A 24,339-nucleotide genomic window follows, 5' to 3' on the forward strand; every position below is an offset into this window, starting at 1 on the left:
AGGAGGGGGGTATACCGGAAGCGGCAGACATCGCGCCAACCCTTGTTATTCATTACGCGTGGCCTGCTTTACGGAAACATCGTTAACATCTCATTTTCCATGCTGGCTTATTCTGCCGCTTCACGCGCCAAGCCCGTTCGGCGGAATGGATCTCGTTGGCCAGAATGCCGTTCGAACATCCCCACTTGGATGGACCATGAGCTATCCCACTGCCGGATCAGAACGAATGTTGTCCAGCCAGATGCGCTGTCGGAACGCGCTGTCGCTTCTGTTTTTCCTATGCGCAGCGTTCGCGTTCCTGCTTCGCTTCACGGTGTCACCGCAGTTGATGAACATGGTCGTCGACTATACGACCGAGGGAGGGCCATTCTACGAGAAACTGCATTTCGGCACCTATGCTATCTTCCTGCTACTTCCTGTCGTGCTTTTCAGCCGACCGTTCCTGCTGCAGGGCGACGAAATTGGACTATTCAAAGCGCTGATCCGCTATTCAGTGCTGATTTTCGCGCTAGTGCCCTATCTGTTCATCGCCGGCAGGGCGGGTTCCTCCGGGTTTATCATCGATACGTATCTGGTGGCGGGCGCCGCAGGCTTGTCAATGCTGGCGCTGAGTGCGGATGTGCGGCGATCGTTGGGAGATGTTGTGCTTGGAATGCTGATCCTGAGCGCGGTGATCGGCACGGTCGAAGCTGTGACTAAACATCGGCTTCTGCCCTACGGTCTGCAGGAACTGCAGTTCAGGCCAATCGGGCTGTCGATGCACCCGCTGGCATTGGGTGCGCTCTGCGCCACGGCCATCGGATTCGTGGCGTTGACGCACTGGCGCATTTGGGTGCGGGTGGTATCGATCTTCGTATTGTTCGTCGGCTGTGCCGCGTCGGGCGCCCGTGCTGCCCTGATCCTGGCTGTTTGCGAAATCCTCATTCTGCTGCTGTTCGTTCGCTGGCCGCGCCTGTCGCTCAAGCACGGACGGCAGGCCAAGACTGTCGTGCTGCTGTTCACCCTGGCTGGCGGCGCAATGCTGGTAGCCGTGCTGTTTTCGGGCGGGTTACTAAATCGATTCGGCAAGACGATCTTTGATGAAAATTTCATGGCGCGGGTGACGATCTACCAGGTGTTTGGGCTCGTCAGCTGGAAAGACATCCTGTTTGGCATGAACGTTGACGACCTCCTGGCGATCGTCCGCGCGAAGCTGCATCTGCCCTACATCGAGAGTGCGCCAGTGGTCATCACGCTGCTGTTCGGCTTGCCCTTAGGGCTGCTCTTTACCGCGCTGATATTCTGGTTTGTTTTTCGGCTGCTGCGCGCGGCGCCGCTGCCAGCGTGGATCGCCACTATAACGTACCTGCTTGCTGCGCTGTCGAACAACGCGCTCTCGTCGAAAACGCCGGAGGTTGCGATTATAGTGGTGCTGCTGCTTGCCTATAGAAACCCGCCGGAGAGCACGTCTTTGGCCGCTGCTTCATCCGGGCCGGTAGGCATCGATTCCAGTAAAGCACAGACTGCAAACGCAGTCAGCCGGCACTATCCACAACTTCGACATTGCCTGCGCGATTAAGCGTGTGAATGCCCACGCGGGCCCATGCCGGTCCCGGGCCGATCGGGCGGGGCGGCGCAAAACGGACATCGAGCTCGTCGAGCCGATCCAGCCGCATCAGCCCCAGACCGCCGCCATAGGCTCTCGACCCGTTTTGCACCGGCAACACCAGAGCATCGCGCTGGCGGATAAAGGCGCCGCCAGGTCGAGCGGCCGAATGATTGATGGCGATCGGATTGAGCGCATGCGCAACCCACGGCCCACGCAGCGAAGGCGCGGAATAGACGGCCATCGTATCCGACGCGCTGCCATAACCGAACCGCTCCGTCCCCAACAGCCAGAAGCGCCCATCTGATTCGAGCAGCGTGGCGTCATTGAAATCCCTGCCCGTCAGCAGCACCGTGTCGCGTACCCAGCGATCCGGAAACTGCACAGCGCGGTAGAGCACAAGCTCGTGTGCGGCGGCGCTTTCGGGGATCATGAAAATCTCGCCGGCCTGAGCGAACACCTGCGGGTAAGACAGGTGATGCGGCTCCTCCAGCACCATCCTCGGTATAGCGAACCTGCCATCGTCACCAAGTTCGGCGACAGAAATCACGCCGCGACCGGTAGCGTAGGGAAATTCCTCGACAAATAGATAGTGGCGGCCATCGCGCTCGAAGACGAACGGGTCGGCGTAGAAGCGCTGGCCATCGTCCGCGAGGACGGTGAACGGCGTACCGTTGAGTTGCCCGGTTTCGGCGACACCTGGCCCGTCGATCAGCCGATAGGCAACCTGCCAATAGAAGGGGCGCCGTCCAAGTCTGAGTTTTTGCACTGTGCGGTCGACCAACCCCCTGCAGAAAAACGGCAGATAGTGCCGGACAAAGCCGCCGTTTTTCAGGGTCGGCGGCGAGCAATCGGTAATCGGCACAAGTTGGCCCTGGGAAAAACGGGCGACGCTTTGCGCGACCAGCGAGATGGCCCCGGCGAGCAAGTCGTTGCAGATGCGAGACAGCCAGAGCCGATCGCTGAGCATTGGCCGCCCCCGGGCGACTGCAACGCCGTCGAGGCGAACGGCAAGTTCGGGCAGTCGCCCGCTCGCCAGCATCTCGGCCACACCGGCGGGAAAGGTGCTGTGGCCGCAAAATTCGAGCGTCAGGACCGGTGTGCCTCGTCCTGCGGCAGTGGCAGTGAGATCGACCACAAGGTCGGCGGGACCAGAACCGTCAGACGGCAACGGCTCGCAACGGCTTGCCAATGAGGGACCGAAGCGCTGGCTCTCGATCGCTAGCACGCCATCCAACCCGCGTGCGGTGGGCGTAGGGGCCAGCGCGCGGCAGCTCGAAACCACGTGACCAGCCGCATTCAACCGCACCAGAAGCTCATTTTCCCAGCGCCGAGATCCAGCGGCATGGCTGATGATTAAAATCTTACTCAATCGAATATATTCTTTTCAAGACTGCTGATGCAAGATACTTGCCGGTTAGACCTTTCACAAGGGGAGCAACGTGAGGTCAGTTGTTAATCATATATTAAGATTAAGATTACGAACGCGCTTTCTGCCGTTATCATGATTCTTACGACGAACAGTCAACAGGTCGTGTGGGCTTCTGGCGACCAGGATCAGCAATGAACGTCATTTCGCATCCAAAACTGCCATCCAGGCAAAAACTGTTGATCGTGTTCGGCACGCGGCCAGAGGCGCTCAAATGCTTTCCGGTGGTGCGTGCCGCGCTTGCCCATCCAGGCTTTATTACCGAGACATGCGTCACTGCCCAGCATCGCGAGATGGTCGATCAGGTTATCGAATTGACGGGCCTGCCGGTGCATCACGACCTCAACATCATGCAGCCCGGCCAGACATTGTTCGACGTGACCTCGCGCGTGCTCCTGGGCATGGCCGAAGTGCTGGAGAAGGCGAAACCCGATATCGTCGTCGTGCAGGGCGACACCACCACGGCGATGACCGCGGCTCTGGCTGCCTTCTACAAGCGCATTCCGGTCGCCCATGTCGAGGCAGGGTTGCGCAGCCACGATATCTACTCTCCCTTCCCGGAGGAACTGAACCGCAAGATCGCTGGCAACATCGCTACCTGGCATTTTGCGCCGACCATCCAGGCGCGCGACAATCTCATCGCCGAAGGGAAGGCTGCGAGCACCGTCTTCGTGACCGGCAACACGGTGATCGACACGCTGTTGCATTTTTCCGGGGCGATCGACGCCGACAGACTGATGAGCGCAAAGCTAGCCACCCGTTTCCCCTTCCTCGATCCCGCCAAGAAAATGATCCTCGTCACCGGTCATCGCCGTGAGAATTTCGACGGCGGCATCCACCGTATCTGTACGGCGCTGAAGGGATTGGCAGTGCGCGGGGACGTGCAGATCGTCTACCCGGTCCATCCCAACCCAAATGTGCGGTCGGTGGTCAATGCAGAACTAGGGGACGTGCCGAACGTCCATCTGGTCGACCCGCAGGACTACCTGCCGTTCCTGTACCTGCAGAAGCAGAGCTACCTGGTGCTGACCGATAGCGGCGGCGTGCAGGAAGAAGCGCCCTCGCTCGGCAAGCCGGTGCTGGTGATGCGGGAGAATACCGAACGACCCGAAGGGATCGCTGCGGGTACCGCTCGTCTCGTCGGCACCGATGTCGAAAAAATCTTGTCCAATGCCAATAGCCTGCTCGATGATCAGGCGGCCTATCGCGGCATGGCGGAACGACACAACCCATATGGCGATGGCCGGGCCAGCAACCGGATCGTTGAGGAACTGCTGCATCATGGCTGAAATCAAGACCGTTTCCGTTATCGGCATGGGCTATATCGGCCTGCCGACCTGTGCCATTTTCGCCAGTCGCGGGCTCGACGTCATCGGCGTCGATGTTAACGAGTCGGTGGTCGAGAAGGTCAATCGCGGCGAAATCCACATCGTTGAGCCGGACCTTGATGGTTTGATCCAGAAGGTTGTAGCCAACGGCAAGCTCAGGGCCTTCCGTACGCCGCAGCCGGCGGATGCCTACGTCATCGCCGTGCCAACCCCGATGACCCAGGACCACAAGCCGGACGTGAGCTACGTGCTCGCGGCGGCACGAAGCATCGCCTCCGTGCTGAAACGGGGAGACCTTGTGGTGCTGGAATCGACATCGCCAGTCGGCACGACGCGCATCATGGCGGGGCTGCTTGCCGAGCTGCGGCCCGATCTCAAATTTCCTGTCCTGCATGGCGAAGAGGCCGATGTCCTGGTCGCCTATTCGCCTGAGCGCGTACTGCCGGGAAAGGTCCTGACCGAGCTGATCAACAATGATCGCTCGGTAGGCGGACTATCACGCAAGTCGTCGGAACGAGCCGCAGCACTCTATTCAACCTTCGTTGCCGGCGATCTGTTTATGACCCAGGCCGAAAGCGCGGAACTGGTGAAGCTGACCGAGAATGCGTTCCGCGACGTCAATATCGCGTTCGCCAACGAGCTTGCGGCAGTGTGCCAGGACCTGTCACTCAACGTATGGGAGGTGATCGATCTCGCTAACCGACATCCCCGCGTAAACATCCTGCAGCCGAGCCCCGGCGTTGGCGGCCACTGCATTGCGGTCGATCCATATTTTATCATCGACGCGGCGCCAAATAATACTCGGCTGATAGCTTCGGCACGCCGGATCAATTCCGAGCGTCCCTTGTCGGTCGTCAGGGATATTGAAGCCTTGCTCGACCCTACCCGCAAGCAGACGATTGCTTGTCTTGGCCTCAGCTTCAAACCCAACATCGACGATATGCGCGAGAGCCCGGCTGTCGAGGTGGTGAAACTTTTGTCCGACATCCCCAATCTGAAGATCATTGCGGCTGAACCCAACACAGATAGGCTGCCGCATGAACTCGAGGGCAAGGGCATCGTGTTCACCGATGCACTTTCCGCTATCGACCGGTCAGATATGGTCGTCCTGCTGGTCGACCATCGTCAGTTCAATCTGATCGATCCTGAAGCGCTCAAGGACAAGAAGCTCGTCGACACCCGTGGTCTGTGGACGTGGCGCAAGGCACGCAAGCCAGACGCCCGCATTGAAGGCAAGAAATCAGAGATTCTTGCAAGAACAGAGGAGGCTGCATGAGCGCACACGACTTGGCATGGGCGCAGCACTCTTTGCTGGCGTCGCGGCGCCGGGAGTTCCTCGGCACGCCGATCCATGCACTGACCATGGCCGAGACGCTGGCCATCGCCGATGAGGCGATGAGCCTACGGCGGCCGCTGCATCATGTGGTCGTGAATGTCGCCAAGCTTGTAAACATGCGCAAGAACAACGAGCTGCGCGAGGATGTTGCAACGGCGGATGTGATTAACGTCGACGGCAAGGGCGTGCTTTGGGGGGCACGTCTTTGCGGCATCGCGCTACCGGAGCGGGTAGCGGGTGTCGACATCATGGTCAATCTGCTGCGCCTGTGCGCAAGGCGCGGCTATAGACCCTTCCTGCTGGGCGCCGAACAGCACGTTCTCGATGCGGTCAAAGGGCGACTTGCCAGTGATTATCCGAGCCTCGTCATTGCCGGCATGCGAGATGGTTATTTCAAGCCGGAAGACGAGCCCGCGATCGTCGAGATGATCAACGCCTCGGGCGCCGACTGCCTGCTGGTGGCCATGCCGACGCCGCGCAAGGAGCGCTTTCTCAAGCGCTATCGCGACGAACTCGCTCCGAGTTTCGTCATGGGCGTCGGCGGCAGTTTCGATGTCTATGGCGGTAAGGTTGCGCGGGCGCCGAAACTCGTGCAAGCGGCCGGTCTGGAGTGGCTATTTCGCGTCGCACAGGAGCCGCGACGCTTGTGGCGCCGCTACTACGATACCAACACTGCCTACGCAGCGCTGCTGTGGCGGGAGTTCTGGAACCGCCAGCGCCGAAACGTCGATCTATAAGTACAGTTATCCGGACAACAGCAGCGCCGGCTCTGAAGCTGCTGCATCGGCCCAGGTCAGAATCGCTTTTCCGGAACTACGACATAGCAAGTTCAAAAAGGCTGGTTCTTCGCGCGCGAACACATGCGCGCGCCATCGCGGGTCTATGCGATCCGTAGCCGCGCCCACAGCTTGGACGCGAATTGCATTGCGGCGGCAGGGTGGAACAGCCACGTCAGCCCGAAGAAAACCACTGCGCCAGCGGTGCCGCCCGCGACGAGCGAGAAGATGGCCGGCGTATCGCCCAGTACAGCGCTGGCAAGCCTGGCGGCCAGCCCCGCGCTGAACGAGATGACGACCGAGACGCCGATGTCGCGCCACGGCACCGGCACTGGAGTGAGCCGCTCGCTGATGATGATGCAGGCTACGAGGCCGGCCAGCGATCCACCCGCCAGCGCCAAAGCGGCGCCGACCTCCGCCATCTTAGGGATCAACAGAAGTGACAGTGCGATCGTTGCCACCGAGCCGAAGGAGTTGGCGATGATCAGCAGCCACGGCCGCTTGTGCGCGTGCACCACCGCGCCATAGACGAAGCTCGTGAGGTTGGCACACAGCACGCTGAAGGCAATGATCGGAAAGAGCAGGCCGAAGCGGCCGTGGTATTCCGAGGGCAGCAGGAGTTGCGTGATGTCGTTGCTGAGTGCGACCAGCATCGCTGCAACCGCCAGGCAAAGGCGGATCATCAAGGCCATCAATTGCGACAGCAGCCGGCCCGATGCCGCAGGCCCCGCCTCATCGAACTGGCTGACCACCTCAGGAAAGGCACCCATGTTGATGGCGTTGGCGACCATGTCGATGGGCTGGCGGGCCAGCGCATAGGCTGCGGCGAAGATCGCCACGGCGCCGGCATCGTAATAGATCTTGAGGAACACCCGCTCTGCGCTGTTGAGGCCGAAGCCTACCAGCGCCATGATGATCAGGGGCACTCCGAGGGCAAAGAACTCCTTCTGGGTGAAGCGTGGCGGACCGGCAACGACACGTCGCGATGCCATGATGCCCGCCGCGAGGCCGGCGATGACTACGCCGAGGCTGGAGCCAAGCGATACCGTCAGAAATGAATCCTGAAAGATGGCGATGGCGCCGATCGGCAGCACGAGTTGCAGCAGGGCGCGCAGGGCTTCGAGCATCGAATAGACCGAATGGCGCTGCTGCATCTGCAGCACCGTCAACGCGAAGCGGCCGATCGAGCCGGCGATCAGGTAGCTGCAGACGGCGATTGCGAACTCGACCCAGCGCTCCGGCACGATCACTGCCGAGGCGACCACGGATATGATCAGCGCTAATGCCGTGGTGGCAAGCAACACCTGGCCGGCCAGCGTCAGGCTGCCGCGGCTGATGTCGCCTTTGCCGCCAAGCCTGAGCAAGGCGATGCGCAGCCAGTTGGTGACGGCAATGTCGGTCATTTCGCCTACGGTCACCACCAGGGTCAGCAGGCCATACTCGGTCTGGTCGATCAACCGCGTCACGACGACCAGCAGGAGCAGTGCGGAGATTCGCGTCAGCAGGATCGCCGGAGCATAGATGAGCGTGGAACGGAGCAGCAAAGGTTCGTCCCCGAGAAATTCACCTTCGATTAACCGTCGACCGGCGGAAAATCCAGGGCGATGACGGCAAAGGGTGAACAGATTCAGTTTGAACTAAAAGATTTGTCGTAAACCTTATTTGCAAGCTTTGCTTTGCGGTTACCCGGCATGTGTTATCCGAAACGGAGTCATGTTGCAGCGTCCTGTTCACAACCGAAAAGTGCATGTCCTGGTCGCGACGCCCGCGGGCGTTTCGGGGCAGGGGGGCATCGACCGCATCATGGGGGCGCTAAATCACGAACTCGAACGGCAAGGAGGCACCGATATCGACGCCCGTTTCCTTCCCAGCCGTGGTTCGGGCCCGGTTGCGCTGTCGGCCTTCCACATGACCGGCTTTTGCTTGCGGATGCTTGCAGCGCGCATGGCCGGACACGTTGATGTCGTCCACATCAATGTGTCGAGCTTTGGCAGCACCTACCGCAAGATGGTCATTGCGAAGTGTGCCCAACTGCTCGGTATCCCATATGTGTTGCATTTGCACGGAGCACAGTACCAGACATTCTGGCAAGAAAACCGCAGCTTTATGAGCCACCGCATCCGGCAAATGTTCGAGCATGCCAGTCGAGTCGTGGTTCTGGGCCGTATCTGGCGTGACTTCGTCGCAGCCCGGGCGCCAGGCGCTGCCGGGAACATTGTTATCGTGCCCAATGCCACCGAAGTCCCGTCCCTGGCTCATGTTGGTGGCGGAGACACCGTTCATATCCTGTTCCTGGGTCGTATCGGCGACCGCAAGGGCATACCGCAATTGCTGGATGCGTTGCACCGCATGGAGCCCATCAAGGATTGGCGCGCGACGATCGCCGGCGATGGCGAAGTCGAGGCGACACGGTTGAGATCGGCCGAACTCGGCCTTGCCGAGCGCATCAGTTTTCCAGGCTGGGTCGGACCCACCAAGGTCGCATCACTGATCGCTTCGGCGGACATTCTGGTACTTCCCTCCTTTGCCGAAAATCTGCCGGTCTCGATCATCGAAGGGATGGCCGCCGGCCTTGCGGTGGTGACGACGCCTGTCGGCGCCGTGGAAGACATCATCACCAACGAGCAATCCGGCTTGCTGGTGCCGCCCGGCGACGTTGCGGCATTGACCGAGGCGCTGACCCGCTTGATTGAGGATACCGCACTGAGGGCCAGGCTTGGTGCTGCCGCTATGGCCGTGCATCGGGAACGGCTTGAGCTTTCTTCGTTCGCGGCATCGATTCGGTGTGTGTGGCATGAGGCAGCACGCGGCATGCGGCCCGGAGCAAAATCATGAAATTGCTTGACGTGGCGCGCGGTGCCTATGTGCGAAGCCCCGCCTCGCTCAGGCGGACACTGGCACCCGTGCTGGCGCTGGCGCCGACCCGGATGAAGTTTGGCGCGACCTATCGGTCCTGGCGGGACTATATCGCCAAGGCCGCTGCCGACCCTGCCTATGCCGGGGAATCGCATCTGGCCGCGCTGCGCGCGTTGTTGCAAAAGGCTCATGCGGGCAGTCCGTTCTATCGCGCTTCGATCGACCAGGTCTTCGGCCCTGGCTTTGATCTTTCGATACTGGAACTTGTCGACTTGCGACGCCTGCCGATCCTGTCCAAGGAGATACTGCGGGCGGCTGGGCTTGCGACGTTGGCGGTGCCGATTGCCGAACTGGATGAGGCCTCGACCAACGGCTCCAGCACCGACAAGCCATTTTGCTTTTACCTCGACAGGGACCGGAGTGCCCGCGAGATGGCTTTCGTTTACGACGCCTGGTCGCGGATCGGTTATGATGAATGTACGGCGCGTGTCTGTTTTCGCGGCTTCAGCCTCGACGACAAGGGCAAGCGATGACACGAATGGGAGCCGGCTCTGCGCGAACTACGGCTCTCAGTATTTCCGATGACGGTCGCCGACGCCGAAGTCTATCTCGACCTGATCGATGCGCGGGCCATCAGCTATTTTTATGGCTATCCCTCGGCCATCGAGCTGTTTTGCCGGCATATGCGCACGCTTAACCGCACACCAAAACGGCCTGTTAAAGGCATGATGATGATTTCCGAACCGGTCTATCAGCATCAGCGCGAGATCATCCGGGGCGTTCTCGGCGATGTACCGCTTTCCTGCTTCTATGGACTTAGCGAGAAAGTGCTGTTCGCCGAAGAATTGCCCGGAAGCCCCGGCAGCTATGAGTTCAACCCTCTTTACGGCCTGGCCGAACTGGTCGACGCGGCCGGCGCGCCGGTAACCGAGACGGGCAAGGAAGGGCGGCTGATTGGAACCGGCTTCCTGTCGACCGGCATGCCTTTCATCCGCTACGACACCGGCGACTCCGCCCGGTTGCTGGAATTGCCGAATGAGGCAAACGGCCAACGACTAAAAGTCCAGACCATCATGCCGCGCCGAAACGTCGATTATCTGGTGGCCGCCGACGGCAGCCGGATCGTGACGACGTACTTGGTGCCCGACGATCCCGCTTTTTTCGACGGTATAGAGGAGGTGCAATTCTACCAGGACCGGCCTGGTGAGGTGCTGATCCGCTATATCCTTACAGCCGGCGCGCAATCCGCCAGCGCCAAGCGAGTTGCCGAAACGTTGGTTGACCGCGCATGTGGTCGCATCCAGTTTTATCTGAAGCATGTGGACCGTATTGCCGCGGGACGCGGCGGCAAACGCGCCCTCGTCGACCAGCGGCTCGACATGTCGCGTTATTGAGGCGCCAGACCCAGCGCCTGCATCAATCCGGGATCGGGTGCGGCTGGTCCCTTTGGAAGAATCAGTGTCATGCCGTACGGATTGGCATATTCCCAGACCGACCAGGGAATGCTGAAACGCTCGGCTACCTGCCGTACCGCTGTCATATAGCGCAGACGGTCTGCGTCGAACGCGCCCATGCGGCCGTCCGCAGACATGAGGATGACGCCGAATTCGCCCATGAAGAGCCGCCTGCTCGGAATATCATGAGCCTTGGCCCAGTCGACCGCCTGCCGGAAGCTCGCCTCGAGTTGGCTCTGCCCCCAATTCTGCTCGAAGTAGCGGGCGATTGCTGCACGCGCCGAGACCATGTTCATCACCTGCTCGACCGGGCTCAAGCCGGCGGCGTCCATTTGCGCCTTGAGGGTTTCGGTCACCACTTCGGGCGTACTGTTGTCGGCCGGCCAAGGAAGACCCGAGGCGAAGGTGTGTGTTCCGTCGGCCCGCTGGTGCGTGAAACTGTGCGGCTCATACATATGGAAGCTGTAATAGAGGTTCGGATCGTCAAAGCCGGGGGTTAGATTGACCAGTCCGGCAATGCTGCCGCCACAAGCGCCCGTTGCGACGACGGTGAGCTCGCTGCTGACCGTGCGAATATCGTGGACCGTGCCTGCCATGATCCGCTGCCAGTCATCGGTCCCGCTCGAATCGCAAGGGTAGTATGCCGGCTCGTTGTAGGGTTCGAGGGCTACCTTGTCGGTGCCAACCTTGACCAGCATGGTGGCGACCGCCACAACCATTTCGCGATAGCGGGCAACGCCCTCGCTGTCGGCGCCGCCATAGATCATCTCCATGCTATAGGCCGGAACCTGAGTGACGCCGTGCAGGTCGAATACCACCTTGAGGCCGGTCGACGCGACCCGCCTGACCACGGCAGCAAGTATGTCCAGCGCCTGCTGGCGCTTGGCGCCCTCGCTGGCAAGCAGAGGGCCGGGATCGACACTCAGCCGGACGAAGTCGAAGCCCATCGATCGAATGCGCGCAAACTCCTCGCCGCCTGGCCAGTCGGTGAGCGGCCTATTTCCCGCGAGCCATTCCTTCTCACTGCGGTAAGGCGGCCAACGATAGGCCCCATCTTTCTCTACCGGCGACCAGTTGAGCCATTCATGCACTCCAACGCCACGCTCGAGAGGAATCGGTGCTGCGTTGGCGGCTATCACGATGCCGAACACCCACGCTGCAACACACGCCACTCTTTTCATGGCCAGCCTCCGTGTCATTGTCGAATATTAACTGCAGGAACGGAAAAGAGGATTGCCGCCGCGCGGCTTTTTGACGGCATGGTATATGAGGATCGAACCTTGGCGGAGCGTGTATGAGGATCGGCTGGTACATCAACCGATTGCGCAGCATGGAGCCGGCCGAGGTGTTGCACCGGCTGGGCGAGCAGCGCCGAAGGATCGCTTCGCGCCGCCGCGACAACGGCTGGCAGCGCTATGCCTCGCCCGAATTACACCCGGTGCTGGGTCGGTGGCGCGATGCGGTGCTGGCTGCGACAGCGGCACAACGGCAAGCCATAGCGGCGGCGGCGCAAAACACGCTTGCGGGCCGGTTTTCCGCACTTGGGCGGACATGGCCACAGCGCGACTCCGATCTCTTGTTTCCTCCCGAGCTTTGGTGCCTTGATCCGGTAATCGGCAAGGCTTGGCCAGGTCCCGAGAGCCATACTTTCGATGTCGATTTTCGCCATCGCGGCGACCGTGGCGATGTCAAATACGTCTGGGAGATCAACCGGCTGCAGCAGTTGCCGCCCCTTGCCGCCCACCTGCTTCTCGCCGGCGACGATCGGTCCCGGATCGCCATCGAGGCGGCAATCGACAGTTGGCATTGCGCCAACCCACCGTTTTGGGGGGTCGGCTGGGCCTCCGGCATCGAAGTAGCGCTACGAGCCATCAGCCTGATAGTCACCATGGACCTCATCGGCGAGCGACTTGGCGTGGCGATACGGCAGCAGGTGGGTGAAATACTGGCAGCCAGCGCCTACTGGCTGCCGCGGTTTCCCTCCCGGTTTTCCTCCGCCAACAATCATCTCGTGGCGGAACTGGCTGGCCATTATCTGATCAGCCTGGCGTTCGGAGCCGAATCCGCCGCTGCCCGCAATGACCTTCTGGCCGAGGTGGACAAGCAGATTCTTGCCGACGGCGCCGGTGCCGAGCAGACCCCGACTTATGCAGCCTTCACTGCCGAACTCATTTTGCTGTGCGCCGCTGCGGCGCAACAGGCCGGAACGCCGTTCCCTGCGCCCGTCGAAGCGCGTCTGGCCGCCTTCGCCAATTTCGTGGACTGGCTGCCACCGAAAGCTGCCGGCTTTGGCGACGACGATGAAGGCCGCGTGCTGACACTGGGGGACGAACAGGACTATGTCCGATCCGTTGCAGCCGCCATCCACGGCTTTCTACGGACCCCGGGCAGCGCGGCGGAGCCTGACGATTTTCGTGCGCTTTTCTATGGCGCGCCGCCGGCACCGGCGCCGGTTCCGTACGGGTTGCAAACGTTCACGCAGGGCGGGCTCTCCGTCTGGCGCGGTGAGATGAATGGCCGCAGCATCGATCTGACATTCGACCATGGCCCGCTCGGCTATCTCTCGATAGCGGCTCACGGCCATGCTGACGCGCTGTCGCTCACCCTATGCATCGATGGCGAGCCGGTGCTGGTCGACCCCGGCACCTGGCTCTACGGCTCGGGAGGCGTCTGGCGCGACTGGTTCCGCTCCACGCCGGCGCACAACACCCTGAATATCGAGGGCAAGAGCCAAAGCATCATCGCCGGGACGTTCAACTGGTCGCACAAGGCGGTCGCAGCCTTGGTGGAGAGCGAGCAGGGAGCACACTGGCGGCTGTGTGCCCGGCACGACGGGTATAGAAGCCGCTTCGGCGTCGTGCATCAGCGCACCGTGACGCGCCAGGCCGACGGCATCCTCGTGACCGATCAATTGCTCGGCGGCGGGCGCGTTGCCGAGGTCGTCTTCCAGCTCGCCGCCGGCCTCAGTGCCAACCGGGACGGAAACACGGTCACGGTGTTGCGCGGCGATGAGCCGCTGATGGCCATCCGCTTTCCGGACGCTGCGGTCGATATCCGCGCCGGCGGCGACCTGCCGGGGCAAGGCGGCTGGGTTTCACCGCGTTTTGGCACCAGGCAGCCAGCCGAACGCCTCGCCTGGCGTGGCGAAGTTGGCGTAGATGGAACCAATATCCACCTCGCGGCAATCAGCCGGTCGCAACGATAAGGACAGAGCGGCCATCCGGCGTTCCGGCCGTATTTGGCATTAATTACGTTCGGACATTTAGCGGTTTTGTTACGGTTGATCTGCTAGTCTGGTGCAACCCGGCATGCTTCGCTCGTGCATCCGCAATAGCCATCTGGTTACAGGCAACATGCTGCGGGTTGGCAAATCTGTGCTTTACAATTCGCCGGATCGCCATCTCACGACCCAGGAGCCACTGCACCGATGTTTGAACTTATCAGAATGATTGTGGAAAAGCTTTCGAACATCAATCTGCTGACTCTCGGCCTGCTTTTTCTCACGGCATTCGGAAGCGCGGTGGTCGCTTACTGGCGAACTGTCGAGCATAAATCCTTCAGGGACTTTTTTGATTTCGCCGTTCCGGCGGAAGTCGTCCTGCACCCGTCGGCGCGAGCGGACATTCTGTTCTGGATCACCAAACGGGCGATGATGCCTTTCCTGCTCATTCCTGCCGGCGTCACGTTCGTTGCCGCCGTGGGCTGTGGAACACACGAGGCAATCGGCTGGATATTGCACATCCAGGCACCGCTCGTCGGCGGCCCGGCCGGACCGGTGACGATCGTCGTCTTCACCGCAACCATGCTGGTCGCCTACGATATCTCGTACTACTTCTACCACGTCGCCCAGCACCATTTCCCGTTCCTGTGGGAATTGCACAAAGTGCATCATTCGGCCGAAGTGTTGGTGGGGATCACCAAGGATCGGGTTCATCCGATGGACGATCTGATGAACCGTATCTGGGATGGCGTCATCCCGGGGATCTGCTTCGGTATCTGGAGCCTGATCGCGCTGGATCCGGTAGAGATCGCCGTCTTCGGCATCAACGTCTATGTTATCCGCAACATCCTGATGATGGACTTTGTTCGCCACACCCATTTCAAGATTTCCTTCGGCCCGTTGAACAACATCATCTTGTGTCCGCACTGGCACCAGGTGCATCACAGCATCGACCCTCGCCACTACGACAAGAACTTCGGCCTGCTTTTTTCGTTCTGGGATCGCCTCTTCGGAACGCAGTTTGTCCCGGACCCGGATGAAGATCTCAAATTTGGCCTGATCGATCGCGATGTGCGCGATTATCAATCGCTGTTTGGTCTTTACGTCCTGCCGCTCAAGAAGATGGCGGGGCATGTCATCCGGCTGTTGCAGAGGCGGCCTGATGTAGTCGCGCAGCCACAGGATCGTTCCCCTTCATGAACACCAATGCTTCGATTGACGTTTCGGGCGCAGAGCGTCTGGAAATTGTCCGTTCGGCGGATCGCCTGGCCGCGGTCGAAGCCGATTGGATGCATCTTTGGCGTCGCACCGATGGGCTGATCTTTCAGAGCCATGCCTGGATTTCGGCATGGTGGAGTACGGTATCGGACCGCGACCAGCGCGCACTGCGGATCGGCCTGATCTGGAACGGCGACAGGCTCGTTGCTGTCTTTCCCTTGGCGATCAGCAAGCGCAGGGGCCTGCGGTTTCTTGAATGGGCGGCCAGCAGCTATACCGACTATGGGGATATTCTCGTTGCTCTGGAATGCTCACTGTCGGCCCTGCAGGACCTATGGGCGCAGCTCTGTGACGCCGGTGGTTTCGATATTGCGTTTCTCAATCGTCTGTTGCCGGATGCTGCCGCCCACAAAATTTTCGCTCCGGGAGCTTCCGGCGGCGTCAAGCTTCGCCCCAATCACAGAGAGGAAGTCAGTTACCGCGTCGCCGGACAGTGGGAGAGTGGAGCGGCATGGTTAGAGGACCAGTCAAAAAAAGCACGCCAGAACTATCGGCGCGGCATGAAGACGTTGGAAGAAGCCGGAGAAATGAAATTTCGCCTGCTTGCGCCCGACGAGCCGCTGCAGCCGGTCCTGGACCGGCTCTCGGTGCTTAAACGCAGATGGCTGGAACTGCACACGCGCGAATCCCAACTTTTCGAAGAGGGGGCGCCAGTACTCGCCGCACTTGTCGATGCGCTGGCGCGTGCCGGCGTGCTGCGCATTTTCGTTATTGAATGCGATGGCGCGATGATCGCGGTTTCCATTAACTTCATCCAGCACGGCGTCATGATGGCCTTCGTGACCACCTACGATCCGGATTTCAGCCGAGCGTCGCCGGGGGTGATCCTGATGATGGACTATATACAGTGGTCGATCGACCACGGCTTGGGCATGATCGATTTCCTCTGTGGCGCAGAGTCCTTCAAGCACAAGTTCGCAACGCAGGCTGTTACCCTGCAATCCGTTCTTGGGGCGCGCACGGCGCTAGGCACGCTCGCTTCGCTTGCTGATCGTATCCGTCAGAGGATCCGGCATGTGCGCGAGCGCGGATTGGTATCGTCAAGTTGATTTCGGTTTGACTGGCGCTGACAAGCCTCAGATCAGCAGCAGGCCCTTCATACTGGCGTTGCCGTTCTTGCCGATGATGATGTGGTCGTGGACGGCAATGCCGAGCGGTTTGGCCGTGTCGATGACCTGCTTGGTCATCTCGATGTCGGCGCGTGACGGCGTCGGGTCACCCGACGGATGGTTGTGGACCAATATGATCGCCGAGGCCGAAAGTTCGAGCGCGCGCTTGACCACCTCGCGCGGATAGACCGGCGTGTGGTCGACGGTGCCGACCTGCTGCACCTCATCGGCGATCAGCATGTTCTTCTTGTCAAGGAACAGGATACGGAACTGCTCGCGCTTCTCGAAAGCCATGGCCGAGCGGCAGTATTCGAGGACCGCGTCCAGGACGACAGGAGCTCGCGGCCGCTGATCTCGCCGCGCGCCATGCGCTGTGCCGCCGCGGCAATGACCTTGAGATCGACCGCCACCGCCGGGCCAATGCCCTTCACCTCCTCGAGCAGCGCCGCAGGGGTGCCGAGCACTTCAGCCAGCGTGCCGAAGCGCGCCAGCAGAGCCTTGGCGATCGGTTCGGTGTCGGCGCGTGGGATCAGGCGAAAGAGAGCAAGAGCTCCAGAAGCTCGTAGTCGGGCAGGGCATTGGGGCCGCCGCCGGTGAACCGCTTGCGCAAGCGGTCGCGGTGACCGAGATAATGCGGCTTCTCGATCGCTACGGCCTTCGGAGGCGGCTCGACCCATGCTTCGGAGAAGAATCCCCGCTCGTCGTCGTCGATCTTTCCCTTGAGCCGCCCGTATTCGCCAGACCGGCGCAGACACTAGACCATGATCCCGAAAAGTGGAAACCGGCTTTTGCCGCGCTGACCTTCGGTCCGCTCGCGCGATCTTACCCGAGCTTGGATTGGCCGGACCACGATGCTTGGCATCGATGAGGTGCCGGCAGTGCACGTCACCCGACGGACCGAAAAAAAGTCGCCGAGCACCGATGAGTTTCAGCCGCCGCGCCTGTCTTACGCATGAGGTGGGCATGTGTAACCACCCGAGGACAAATCAAGGAAACCAGAGATGATGCTAAAGAACAAGGTTGCAGTGATCTACGGAGCCGGAGGTGCGATCGGCGGTGCTGTCGCACGCGCCTTTGCGGGCGAGGGGGCCAGGGTTTTTCTAACCGGGCGCCGCCAGGCGCCGGTCGAAGCGGTCGCTAAGGATATCGTTTCCGCTGGCGGATCCGCTGAGGCGGCGGAGGTAGACGCGCTCGACGAGCAGGCCATCGACAAGCATCTGCAGTCCGTGATCGACAAGGCGGGCCGCGTCGATATCTCGTTCAACGCCGCTGGGATCCGGAACACGAAGATTCTGGGCGTCCCTTTGGCCGAACTGGATGTCGAGCAGTTCTCCTTGCCGATCGCGGCCTACACGAGATCATATTTCCTGACCGCACGCCTGGCGGCCCGGCGGATGGTCGCGAACAAATCGGGGGTGATCATGACCGTTACCGCCCTCCTCGCACGGCAGGGCACCACATTGAACGGAGGCTACGGTTCAGCGCAGGCCGCTAAGGAGGCACTCACTCGAGATCTATCCGCCGAGCTCGCACCTCAGGGCATTCGCGTGGTCTGTTTACGGCCACACGGCATGCCGGAGACAATCACGATGAAGGAATTCTCCGCGAAGGGCGCCGGCATGACCCGGGAACAGCTCGAAGGATACCTTGCCAGTACGACCCACCCGCGACGGGTCATGAAGCTTGAGGAGATGGCAAACATGGCGGTCTTCATGGCTTCCGACAAGGCGAGCGGGATGACGGGAACCACTGTCAACCTGACCATGGGCAGCCTGGACGACTAAAACCCTGCGAGGGCTGCGATGAAGGTCTATTATTCCCCGGCTCGCGATCAGGCTCTATGCAGGCAGGCCGGGGCGGTCGAGTTTTTTTGGCGACAGCGTGAAAATCTCGCATCCGGTCTCGGTGACGCCGATCGTATGCTCGTACTGCGCCGACAGCGAGCGGTCGCGTGTCACCGCCGTCCAGCCGTCCGACAGCACCTTCACATGCGGCCGGCCGAGATTGATCATCGGCTCGACGGTGAAGATCATGCCCGGCCGCATTTCGACGCCTTCATTGGCGCTGCCATAGTGCAGGATGTTCGGCGCGTCGTGGAAAAGCTGGCCGACGCCATGGCCGCAGAAATCGCGCACTACCGAGCAGCGCTCGCCTTCGGCATAGGTCTGGATGGCGGCGCCGATCGCACCGGTGCGGGCGCCGGGCTTGATCGCCGCGATGCCGCGCATCAGGCATTCATGGGTGACCTCGAGCAGGCGTTCGGCGGCGCGCTTGATCGTGCCCACCGGATACATGCGCGAGGAATCGCCATGCCAGCCGTCGAGAATATAGGTGACGTCGATGTTGACGATGTCGCCGTCCTTCAACGGCTTGTTGTCGGGAATGCCATGACAGACGACATGGTTGATCGAGGTGCAGGACGACTTCGTGTAGCCGCGATAGTTGAGCGTCGCCGGCAGCGCGCCGTGATCCATGCCGAGCTCGAAGACGAAGCGGTCGATGGCTTCGGTGGTGACGCCCGGCCCGACCATTTGCACCAGTTCATCAAGGCAGCGTGCTGTCAGGTCGCAGGCCTTGCGCATGCCGGCAAAGCCTTCTTCGCCATAGAGGCGGATCTGGCCGGTGTTTCTGAGCGGTGCCGTGGCGGCGTCGAGATAGGTGACCATTTTGTCCGTTTGCCGGCTGGGTGGGCTGTCGATAGGAAGCCCCACGCGAAAAAATCCCCCCAGATTTGGCACCAGAAGGCGCTGGGTTCAAGGACGAACTGCCAGTCAGAGGCGGTATGCCTGATATATTCGTGCCTTGCCGCTGCATCTTGTGACTATTCGGACGATGCTGTGGGAGGGCTGTCCGGTCGCAGAAGTTTTCTTTTTTGACTCCACGAGGGGCGCTTCCGCACGGACCTAGCGACCGCAGTGACGACACATTTCTGAGTGAAAAGCCGGCCTGAGTGAAAAGCCGACCTGAGTAAAAAGCCGGCCTGAGTGAAAAGCTAGCTTGGGCGAAAAGCTGGCCTGCCGAAAAGCCGGCGAGACAACCTTCTTGCAACGATCGGCGTTGCTGCCGTGGGCGTCGGTTCGGGAGAGACTTGGAATGGACAGATTGCAATTCGAGGTGCCGGTGCGGATCACGCCAGCGCCCGGCTTGCCGGTCGAGGAGATTTACAGTGTCGAACAGGCGCTGGACTTCCTGCAGGATTGGCCGGCTCGCCGGCAAGGCAAGGTTTATCAGGCCGCGTTCAACGCCTGCTTCGGTGCCACGGTGGATGTGGTCAAGACCGAAGACGCCTGCCGGGCATTTATGGCGTTCTGCCGGGTGAGCGGGCTGTTGGCCAGGGACATGATGTTCCCCGGCAAGCGCGGTGGCGAGACGAGGGGCTTGAGGGCGTGATGCCAAAGCATCTGTCCGGTCCACCGGCTCTTGGCTGACGTTTCCATCAGTCCTGATTGGCGACGGCGTCAGGCACGACCACCAGCTTGCCGACGAAATCCTTGGCAATGAAGTCCGCCTGCGCGCGGTGGAAATCGGAAAGCTTGTAGACGCCGCCAACCAGCGGCCGGATCTTCTTGTCCTCGATGTAGCGGACGATGCGGCGAAAGTCCTTCCGCGTGCCTTGGCTGGAGCCATGCAGCTGCAGCTGCTTCAGGTACATGGTGCGCAAATCGAGCTGCACCACCGGGCCGGCAATGGCGCCGGCTGTCGTATAGCGGCCCTCGGGCCGAAGGATGCGCAACAGATCGTTGAAGATGGCGCCGCCGACCAGATCGGCAACCACATCGATCGGCTCGCCGCCGGTTGCCTCGTCCACTGCTGCCGGCAGGTCGGCAACACCACGGGTGATCACCGCTTCGGCGCCGATGTCGAGCACGGCCTGTTCTTTGCCCTTGCCGACGACGGCATAGGGGATGGCGCCGCGTGCCCGCGCCAGCTGCACGATGCCGGAGCCGACGCCGCCCGAGGCGCCGGTGACCAGCACGCGCTCGCCGGCTTTCAGGGCGGCGCGTTCCAGCATCTGTTCGCCAGTGAGGTAGGCGCAGCAGAAGGTGGCGAGTTCGACATCGGTCAGGTCGGTGTCGACGACGTGCGCATTCTCGGCCGGCACGGCCTGGTATTCGGCATAGCCGCCGTCGCGACCGTGGCCCATGTAATCGATGTCGGCTAGCGAATCGTCATCGCGGTTGTAGATCGAGAAGTCGACCATCACCCGCTCGCCGATACGATCAGGCGAGACACCGTCGCCGACGGCAGCTATATGGCCGACCGTGTCGGTGCCCTGGATGCGCGGGAAGGTCAGCGTGTTGCCCTGGCGCCGCCATGTCGACACTGCAGCAGGGTCCTCCTCGGTGCCATAGGCCCCCTGACGGACCCAGACATCGGTGTTGTTCATGCCGCAAGCGCTGACCTTGACGAGCACTTCGCCAGGCGCGGGCGAGGGCACTTTCACATTGGTGCGGTAGACGAGCTTTTCCGGCCCGCCATGGCCGGTTAGCAGCACGGCCGCCATAGTCTGAGGAACCAAATCTGTGTCGTTCATTGTTTCTCTTCCAGGGAAAGCAGCTGGCGCACTTGGTTTCAGCGATGCGCCGCTCGGATTTTAATGTCGCTCTAAGGTTGTCGTAGTACGTGACAGCGAGGCAGCTGCACGGAACAGATCGTGGAAGTCATCCTTTTCTATGCCTTACTGATTGGTGGACCCGCCTTGGCCGTCGCAGCCTATCTGGCGTTGTTGATCCTGCCGATCGGGCTGATCGCCCGCAGATTCGGACTGCTTGCGGGCGTGATCTTCGCGATGATTTTGATCGCCGTCCTTTTCACATTCTATCGGCCGCCACCCGGTGCCGTGAAACTGTCCTTCGCGCCGCCGGGTATGCAGGCCAATCTCTTCATCGTCCGAATGGTGGAGCACCCGCCGGTTGCGATGCTCGTGGCGGGAGCAGCGGTGTCGGCGGCTGGCCTCCTCATCCTGTTGATTGCGTCGCTGCTACGCCGCGCCTAGCGCCTTACTACATCGTCGCGAAGACGGACCTGACGGCATCGGTCGTCTTCGACACGACGATGTCGGCCTCTTCGCGAGTCAGGCAGAGCGGCGGCGCGAAGCCTAAAATATCGCCCTGCGGCATGGCACGGCCGATAACGCCGCGCTCGGCAAGCGCCGTCGCGATCTGCGGTCCGATCTTTTGCGAGGGGTCGAAGAACACGCGGTCGTCCTTGTCGGCGACGAACTCGACCGCCGCCAGCATGCCATCGCCACGCACCTCGCCGACATTTTTGTGGCCGCCGACGGCCTTCGTCAGCTCGGCACGGAAATAGGCGCCGGTCTCGCCGGCGTTCTTCACCAGGTCCATCTCGTCGATCAGTTCGAGGTTGGCGACACCTGCGGCGACGCAGATCGGATGCGCCGAATAGGTCCAGCCATGGCCGAGCGAGCCGAGCTTGTCGGAACCCTGCACCAGCACCTGCCAGACCTTGTCCGAGACGATCACTCCCGACAGCGGCGCATAGGCCGAAGTCAGGCCCTTGGCGATGGTAATCAGGTCGGGCTTGATACCGTAATGGTCTGAGCCGAACATGGTGCCCAGCCGGCCGAAACCGGTCACCACCTCGTCGGCAACCAGCAGTACGTCATACTTCTTCAGCACCGCCTGGATCTTTTCCCAGTAGCCGGCCGGTGGCGGCACGATGCCGCCGGTGCCGAGGATCGGCTCGCCGATGAAGGCGGCGACGGTGTCCGGGCCTTCGGCCAGAATCATCTCCTCGAGCTTTTCGGCGCAGTATTGGGAGAACTGCTCTTCGCTCATCGAGCGGTCGGCGCGGCGGAAATAATAGGGCGCCTCGGTGTGCATGATCGGCGCACGCGGCAGGTCGAAGGCGTTGTGAAACAGGTCGAGCCCGGTCAGCGATCCAGTCATGACGCCGGAACCATGATAGCCGCGCCAACGTGAGATAATCTTCTTCTTCTCCGGCCGGCCGAGCACGTTGTTGTAGTACCAGATCAGCTTGATGTTGGTTTCGTTGGCATCGGATCCGGAAAGGCCGAAATAGACCCTCGACATGCCTTGCGGCGCGCGGTCGATGATCATCTTGGCGAGCGTGATCGATGCCTCGGTACCATGGCCGACATAGGCGTGGTAATAGGCGAGGTTCTTCGCCTGGGCGGCGATGGCGTCGGCGATCTTCTGGCGGCCATAGCCGACATTGACGCAATAGAGGCCGGCGAAGGCATCGATGCTCTTGCGCCCGTTGTTATCCCAGACGGTGACGCCTTCGCCGCCGGCCATGATGCGGGCGGGCGATTCGCCACGCGCATGCGTGCCCATGTGGGTCGAGGGATGGAAGAAGTGATCGCGATCCCAGGCAGCGAGTTCGTTGGACTGGTCGAGCATTTTATCTACTCCTTGAAGGAAATTCTGATCTCTAGGCTACGTCGAGGCAGAGATATTTCAGATCGGTAAAGGCTTCGAGCCCGTGGCGCGAGCCCTCGCGGCCAATGCCGGACTGCTTGACGCCGCCGAACGGGATCGGCGCGCCGGTGATCTTCACGCGGTTGATGGCGATCATGCCGTAATCGAGTGCTCGGCCCATGCGCATCTGGCGGGCGCCGTTCTCGGTGACGACATAAGCGACAAGGCCATATTCGGTGGCGTTGGCGCGGGCGACGATTTCCTCTTCGCTGTCGAAGGATGCCACGGCCGCGACCGGACCAAACGTTTCCTCGCGCATGATCAGCGCGTCGTCGGAAACGTCGGCAAGCAGGGTCGGCTGGTAGAACAGCGGTCCTGCCGGATGGCGTTTGCCGCCAGTGAGGCAGCGCGCGCCATGGGCGAGGGCATCGGCGACCTGCTCCTCGACCTTCTTGATGGCGCGCTCGTGCATCAGCGGCCCGATGTCGGTTTGGTCAGTCAGGCCACTGCCGGTCCGCAACGCCTCGACGCGTTTGGCGAAGGCGGTGCAGAAGCGCTCGTAGACCGGGCGCTGCACATAGATGCGGTTGGCGGCCAGGCAGTCCTGGCCGGAGGTGGCGAATTTGGCAGCGACGGCCATCCTCACCGCCTTGTCGATATCGGCATCGGCAAAGACGATGAGCGGCGCATGGCCGCCAAGCTCCATCACCAGCCGCTTCATCGTCGGCGCACTTTGCGCGGCGATCAGCCTGCCGATCTCGGTCGAGCCGGTGAAGCTCATAGCGCGAATGCGCGGGTCTTCGCACATCCGCCCAACGATGGTAGCGGCATTGCCAGTGACGACGTTAAATACACCTGCCGGCAAGCCGGCGCGCTCGCCGAGTTCGGCCAGCGCCAGCGCCGACAGCGGCGTTTCAGAGGAGGGATGCGCAACGATGGTGCAGCCGGCGGCTAGCGCCGCGGCCGCCTTGCGGGTCAGCATGGCCGAAGGGAAATTCCACGGCGTGGCAACGCCGACGACGCCGAGTGGTTCGCGCCACACGATCATCTCGGCGCCCGGCAAATGACTGGAGACGCTTTCGGCATTGAGGCGTTTGGCCTCCTCGGCATACCACTCGATGAAGGAAGCGGCGTAGTCGATTTCGCCCCGCGATTCCTTCAGCGGCTTGCCCTGTTCGAGCGTCATCAGCAGGGCCAGATCCTCCCTGGCGGCAATGATCAGCTCGAACCATTTCCGCAGGGCCCTTGCGCGTTCCTGCGGCAGCGCGGCACGCCAGGCCGGCAAGGCGCGGGACGCGGCATCGATCGCCTGCGTCGTCTGTCCGGCATCGAGCGCGGCGACGAAGGCAACGGTGGCGCCTGTCGCTGGATCGGTCACCTCGAAGCTCCCGGCGGCCTCGCTCGCCGTCCAGTGGCCGTCGACATAGGCGAGTTCGCGCAGCAGCCGGCGGTCGGTGAGGCGATCGAGCGCTTCATGGCGGTGCGAGCGGGCAAAATGTGCGGACATCATCAAGGTCTCCCGGATTGGGGTGATGCGGGAAGACTATTCGTGCGGCGCAGACGGAGA

20 protein-coding genes and 1 pseudogene are annotated in these 24,339 nt (G+C 61.5%); 13 read left to right on the plus strand and 8 right to left on the minus strand.

Going from position 1 to position 24,339, the window contains the following annotated elements; genetic code table 11:
* Positions 1 to 196 precede the first annotated feature (196 nt).
* Positions 197 to 1,558: a VpsF family polysaccharide biosynthesis protein gene (locus tag EN859_RS11760; protein ID WP_210237687.1), complete on the plus strand. Its 1,362-nt coding sequence runs from the start codon at positions 197 to 199 to the stop codon at positions 1,556 to 1,558.
* Here EN859_RS11760 and EN859_RS11765 read toward each other — a convergent pair.
* Positions 1,515 to 2,957 carry a hypothetical protein gene (locus tag EN859_RS11765; RefSeq protein ID WP_245525541.1) on the minus strand — a complete coding sequence of 481 codons (1,443 nt, stop codon included), beginning with the start codon at positions 2,955 to 2,957 and terminating at the stop codon, positions 1,515 to 1,517. The genes EN859_RS11760 and EN859_RS11765 overlap by 44 nt on opposite strands.
* Before the next feature lie 191 nt (positions 2,958 to 3,148).
* On the opposite strand from EN859_RS11765, the gene wecB reads away from it, so the two are divergent.
* From wecB to EN859_RS11780, 3 genes are read left to right on the plus strand one after another with little or no spacing between them, the layout of a single operon-like run.
* Positions 3,149 to 4,303: a UDP-N-acetylglucosamine 2-epimerase (non-hydrolyzing) gene (wecB, locus tag EN859_RS11770; RefSeq protein WP_127851398.1), complete on the plus strand. Its 1,155-nt coding sequence runs from the start codon at positions 3,149 to 3,151 to the stop codon at positions 4,301 to 4,303.
* The gene (gene wecC, locus EN859_RS11775) at positions 4,296 to 5,618 is read left to right on the plus strand and encodes a UDP-N-acetyl-D-mannosamine dehydrogenase (protein WP_127851397.1); all 1,323 of its coding nucleotides are present in this window, start codon (positions 4,296 to 4,298) and stop codon (positions 5,616 to 5,618) included. The genes wecB and wecC overlap by 8 nt, the downstream gene beginning before the upstream one ends.
* On the plus strand, positions 5,615 to 6,415 hold the full coding sequence (locus EN859_RS11780; protein ID WP_127851396.1) for a WecB/TagA/CpsF family glycosyltransferase: 801 nt from the start codon (positions 5,615 to 5,617) through the stop codon (positions 6,413 to 6,415). Before wecC ends, EN859_RS11780 begins: the two co-directional genes overlap by 4 nt.
* A gap of 143 nt (positions 6,416 to 6,558) precedes the next feature.
* On the opposite strand, the gene EN859_RS11785 is transcribed toward EN859_RS11780, so the two are convergent.
* Complete coding sequence (locus EN859_RS11785; RefSeq protein WP_127851395.1) at positions 6,559 to 7,998, minus strand: polysaccharide biosynthesis C-terminal domain-containing protein; 1,440 nt, start codon at positions 7,996 to 7,998, stop codon at positions 6,559 to 6,561.
* Between the two features lie 118 nt (positions 7,999 to 8,116).
* On the opposite strand from EN859_RS11785, the gene EN859_RS11790 reads away from it, so the two are divergent.
* The 3 genes from EN859_RS11790 to EN859_RS11800 are packed head-to-tail and all read left to right on the plus strand — an operon-like array spanning position 8,117 to position 10,704.
* Complete coding sequence (locus EN859_RS11790) at positions 8,117 to 9,289, plus strand: glycosyltransferase family 4 protein (RefSeq protein ID WP_245525542.1); 1,173 nt, start codon at positions 8,117 to 8,119, stop codon at positions 9,287 to 9,289.
* On the plus strand, positions 9,286 to 9,843 hold the full coding sequence (locus EN859_RS11795) for a hypothetical protein (protein WP_127851394.1): 558 nt from the start codon (positions 9,286 to 9,288) through the stop codon (positions 9,841 to 9,843). Before EN859_RS11790 ends, EN859_RS11795 begins: the two co-directional genes overlap by 4 nt.
* A 48-nt stretch (positions 9,844 to 9,891) precedes the next feature.
* Positions 9,892 to 10,704 (plus strand): hypothetical protein, encoded by an 813-nt coding sequence (locus EN859_RS11800; protein ID WP_127851393.1) that lies wholly within the window; start codon positions 9,892 to 9,894, stop codon positions 10,702 to 10,704.
* Here the strand turns inward: EN859_RS11800 and EN859_RS11805 are convergent.
* Positions 10,698 to 11,945 (minus strand): cellulase family glycosylhydrolase, encoded by a 1,248-nt coding sequence (locus tag EN859_RS11805; protein ID WP_127851392.1) that lies wholly within the window; start codon positions 11,943 to 11,945, stop codon positions 10,698 to 10,700. The genes EN859_RS11800 and EN859_RS11805 overlap by 7 nt on opposite strands.
* Before the next feature lie 113 nt (positions 11,946 to 12,058).
* Here EN859_RS11805 and EN859_RS11810 point away from each other — a divergent pair, with 113 nt between their 5' ends.
* From EN859_RS11810 to EN859_RS11820, 3 genes are all read left to right on the plus strand, one after another.
* On the plus strand, positions 12,059 to 13,969 hold the full coding sequence (locus tag EN859_RS11810; protein WP_127851391.1) for a heparinase II/III-family protein: 1,911 nt from the start codon (positions 12,059 to 12,061) through the stop codon (positions 13,967 to 13,969).
* A 222-nt stretch (positions 13,970 to 14,191) separates the two neighbouring features.
* Entirely contained in the window at positions 14,192 to 15,184 is a 993-nt protein-coding gene (locus EN859_RS11815; RefSeq protein WP_127851390.1) for a sterol desaturase family protein, read from the plus strand.
* The gene (locus EN859_RS11820) at positions 15,181 to 16,311 is read left to right on the plus strand and encodes a GNAT family N-acetyltransferase (protein WP_127851389.1); all 1,131 of its coding nucleotides are present in this window, start codon (positions 15,181 to 15,183) and stop codon (positions 16,309 to 16,311) included. The genes EN859_RS11815 and EN859_RS11820 overlap by 4 nt, the downstream gene beginning before the upstream one ends.
* 27 nt (positions 16,312 to 16,338) lie before the next feature.
* Here EN859_RS11820 and radC read toward each other — a convergent pair.
* Positions 16,339 to 17,017: pseudogene (gene radC, locus EN859_RS11825) on the minus strand (DNA repair protein RadC).
* Positions 17,018 to 17,372: 355 nt separating this feature from the next.
* Here radC and EN859_RS11830 point away from each other — a divergent pair.
* Positions 17,373 to 18,155 carry an SDR family oxidoreductase gene (locus tag EN859_RS11830; protein ID WP_127851388.1) on the plus strand — a complete coding sequence of 261 codons (783 nt, stop codon included), beginning with the start codon at positions 17,373 to 17,375 and terminating at the stop codon, positions 18,153 to 18,155.
* 54 nt (positions 18,156 to 18,209) lie between these two features.
* Here the strand turns inward: EN859_RS11830 and map are convergent, their stop codons facing one another.
* Entirely contained in the window at positions 18,210 to 19,037 is an 828-nt protein-coding gene (map, locus tag EN859_RS11835) for a type I methionyl aminopeptidase (protein ID WP_127851387.1), read from the minus strand.
* Positions 19,038 to 19,464: 427 nt separating this feature from the next.
* Between map and EN859_RS11840 the strand changes: the two genes are divergently transcribed.
* Positions 19,465 to 19,761: a DUF982 domain-containing protein gene (locus EN859_RS11840; RefSeq protein WP_127851786.1), complete on the plus strand. Its 297-nt coding sequence runs from the start codon at positions 19,465 to 19,467 to the stop codon at positions 19,759 to 19,761.
* A gap of 46 nt (positions 19,762 to 19,807) precedes the next feature.
* Here the strand turns inward: EN859_RS11840 and EN859_RS11845 are convergent, their stop codons facing one another.
* Complete coding sequence (locus EN859_RS11845; RefSeq protein ID WP_127851386.1) at positions 19,808 to 20,905, minus strand: alcohol dehydrogenase family protein; 1,098 nt, start codon at positions 20,903 to 20,905, stop codon at positions 19,808 to 19,810.
* A 120-nt stretch (positions 20,906 to 21,025) separates the two neighbouring features.
* On the opposite strand from EN859_RS11845, the gene EN859_RS11850 reads away from it, so the two are divergent.
* Entirely contained in the window at positions 21,026 to 21,367 is a 342-nt protein-coding gene (locus EN859_RS11850) for a hypothetical protein (RefSeq protein WP_127851385.1), read from the plus strand.
* Positions 21,368 to 21,374: 7 nt separating this feature from the next.
* Here the strand turns inward: EN859_RS11850 and EN859_RS11855 are convergent, their stop codons facing one another.
* Positions 21,375 to 22,754: an aspartate aminotransferase family protein gene (locus EN859_RS11855; protein ID WP_127851384.1), complete on the minus strand. Its 1,380-nt coding sequence runs from the start codon at positions 22,752 to 22,754 to the stop codon at positions 21,375 to 21,377.
* Positions 22,755 to 22,785: 31 nt separating this feature from the next.
* The gene (locus EN859_RS11860; RefSeq protein ID WP_127851785.1) at positions 22,786 to 24,279 is read right to left on the minus strand and encodes an NAD-dependent succinate-semialdehyde dehydrogenase; all 1,494 of its coding nucleotides are present in this window, start codon (positions 24,277 to 24,279) and stop codon (positions 22,786 to 22,788) included.
* Positions 24,280 to 24,339: the final 60 nt, after the last annotated feature.

Source organism: Mesorhizobium sp. M00.F.Ca.ET.216.01.1.1 (assembly GCF_004010325.2).
GTDB lineage: Bacteria > Pseudomonadota > Alphaproteobacteria > Rhizobiales > Rhizobiaceae > Mesorhizobium.

What these genes read in the sequence shown, in the direction of transcription:
- EN859_RS11760 (WP_210237687.1), top strand. Translation starts at nt 197, where the DNA reads ATGAGCTATCCCACTGCCGGATCAGAACGAATGTTGTCCAGCCAGATG.
- wecB (WP_127851398.1), top strand. Translation starts at nt 3,149, where the DNA reads ATGAACGTCATTTCGCATCCAAAACTGCCATCCAGGCAAAAACTGTTG.
- wecC (WP_127851397.1), top strand. Translation starts at nt 4,296, where the DNA reads ATGGCTGAAATCAAGACCGTTTCCGTTATCGGCATGGGCTATATCGGC.
- EN859_RS11780 (WP_127851396.1), top strand. Translation starts at nt 5,615, where the DNA reads ATGAGCGCACACGACTTGGCATGGGCGCAGCACTCTTTGCTGGCGTCG.
- EN859_RS11795 (WP_127851394.1), top strand. Translation starts at nt 9,286, where the DNA reads ATGAAATTGCTTGACGTGGCGCGCGGTGCCTATGTGCGAAGCCCCGCC.
- EN859_RS11800 (WP_127851393.1), top strand. Translation starts at nt 9,892, where the DNA reads ATGACGGTCGCCGACGCCGAAGTCTATCTCGACCTGATCGATGCGCGG.
- EN859_RS11805 (WP_127851392.1), bottom strand. Translation starts at nt 11,945, where the DNA reads ATGAAAAGAGTGGCGTGTGTTGCAGCGTGGGTGTTCGGCATCGTGATA.
- EN859_RS11810 (WP_127851391.1), top strand. Translation starts at nt 12,059, where the DNA reads ATGAGGATCGGCTGGTACATCAACCGATTGCGCAGCATGGAGCCGGCC.
- EN859_RS11815 (WP_127851390.1), top strand. Translation starts at nt 14,192, where the DNA reads ATGTTTGAACTTATCAGAATGATTGTGGAAAAGCTTTCGAACATCAAT.
- EN859_RS11820 (WP_127851389.1), top strand. Translation starts at nt 15,181, where the DNA reads ATGAACACCAATGCTTCGATTGACGTTTCGGGCGCAGAGCGTCTGGAA.
- EN859_RS11830 (WP_127851388.1), top strand. Translation starts at nt 17,373, where the DNA reads ATGATGCTAAAGAACAAGGTTGCAGTGATCTACGGAGCCGGAGGTGCG.
- map (WP_127851387.1), bottom strand. Translation starts at nt 19,037, where the DNA reads ATGGTCACCTATCTCGACGCCGCCACGGCACCGCTCAGAAACACCGGC.
- EN859_RS11840 (WP_127851786.1), top strand. Translation starts at nt 19,465, where the DNA reads ATGGACAGATTGCAATTCGAGGTGCCGGTGCGGATCACGCCAGCGCCC.
- EN859_RS11845 (WP_127851386.1), bottom strand. Translation starts at nt 20,905, where the DNA reads ATGAACGACACAGATTTGGTTCCTCAGACTATGGCGGCCGTGCTGCTA.
- EN859_RS11855 (WP_127851384.1), bottom strand. Translation starts at nt 22,754, where the DNA reads ATGCTCGACCAGTCCAACGAACTCGCTGCCTGGGATCGCGATCACTTC.
- EN859_RS11860 (WP_127851785.1), bottom strand. Translation starts at nt 24,279, where the DNA reads ATGTCCGCACATTTTGCCCGCTCGCACCGCCATGAAGCGCTCGATCGC.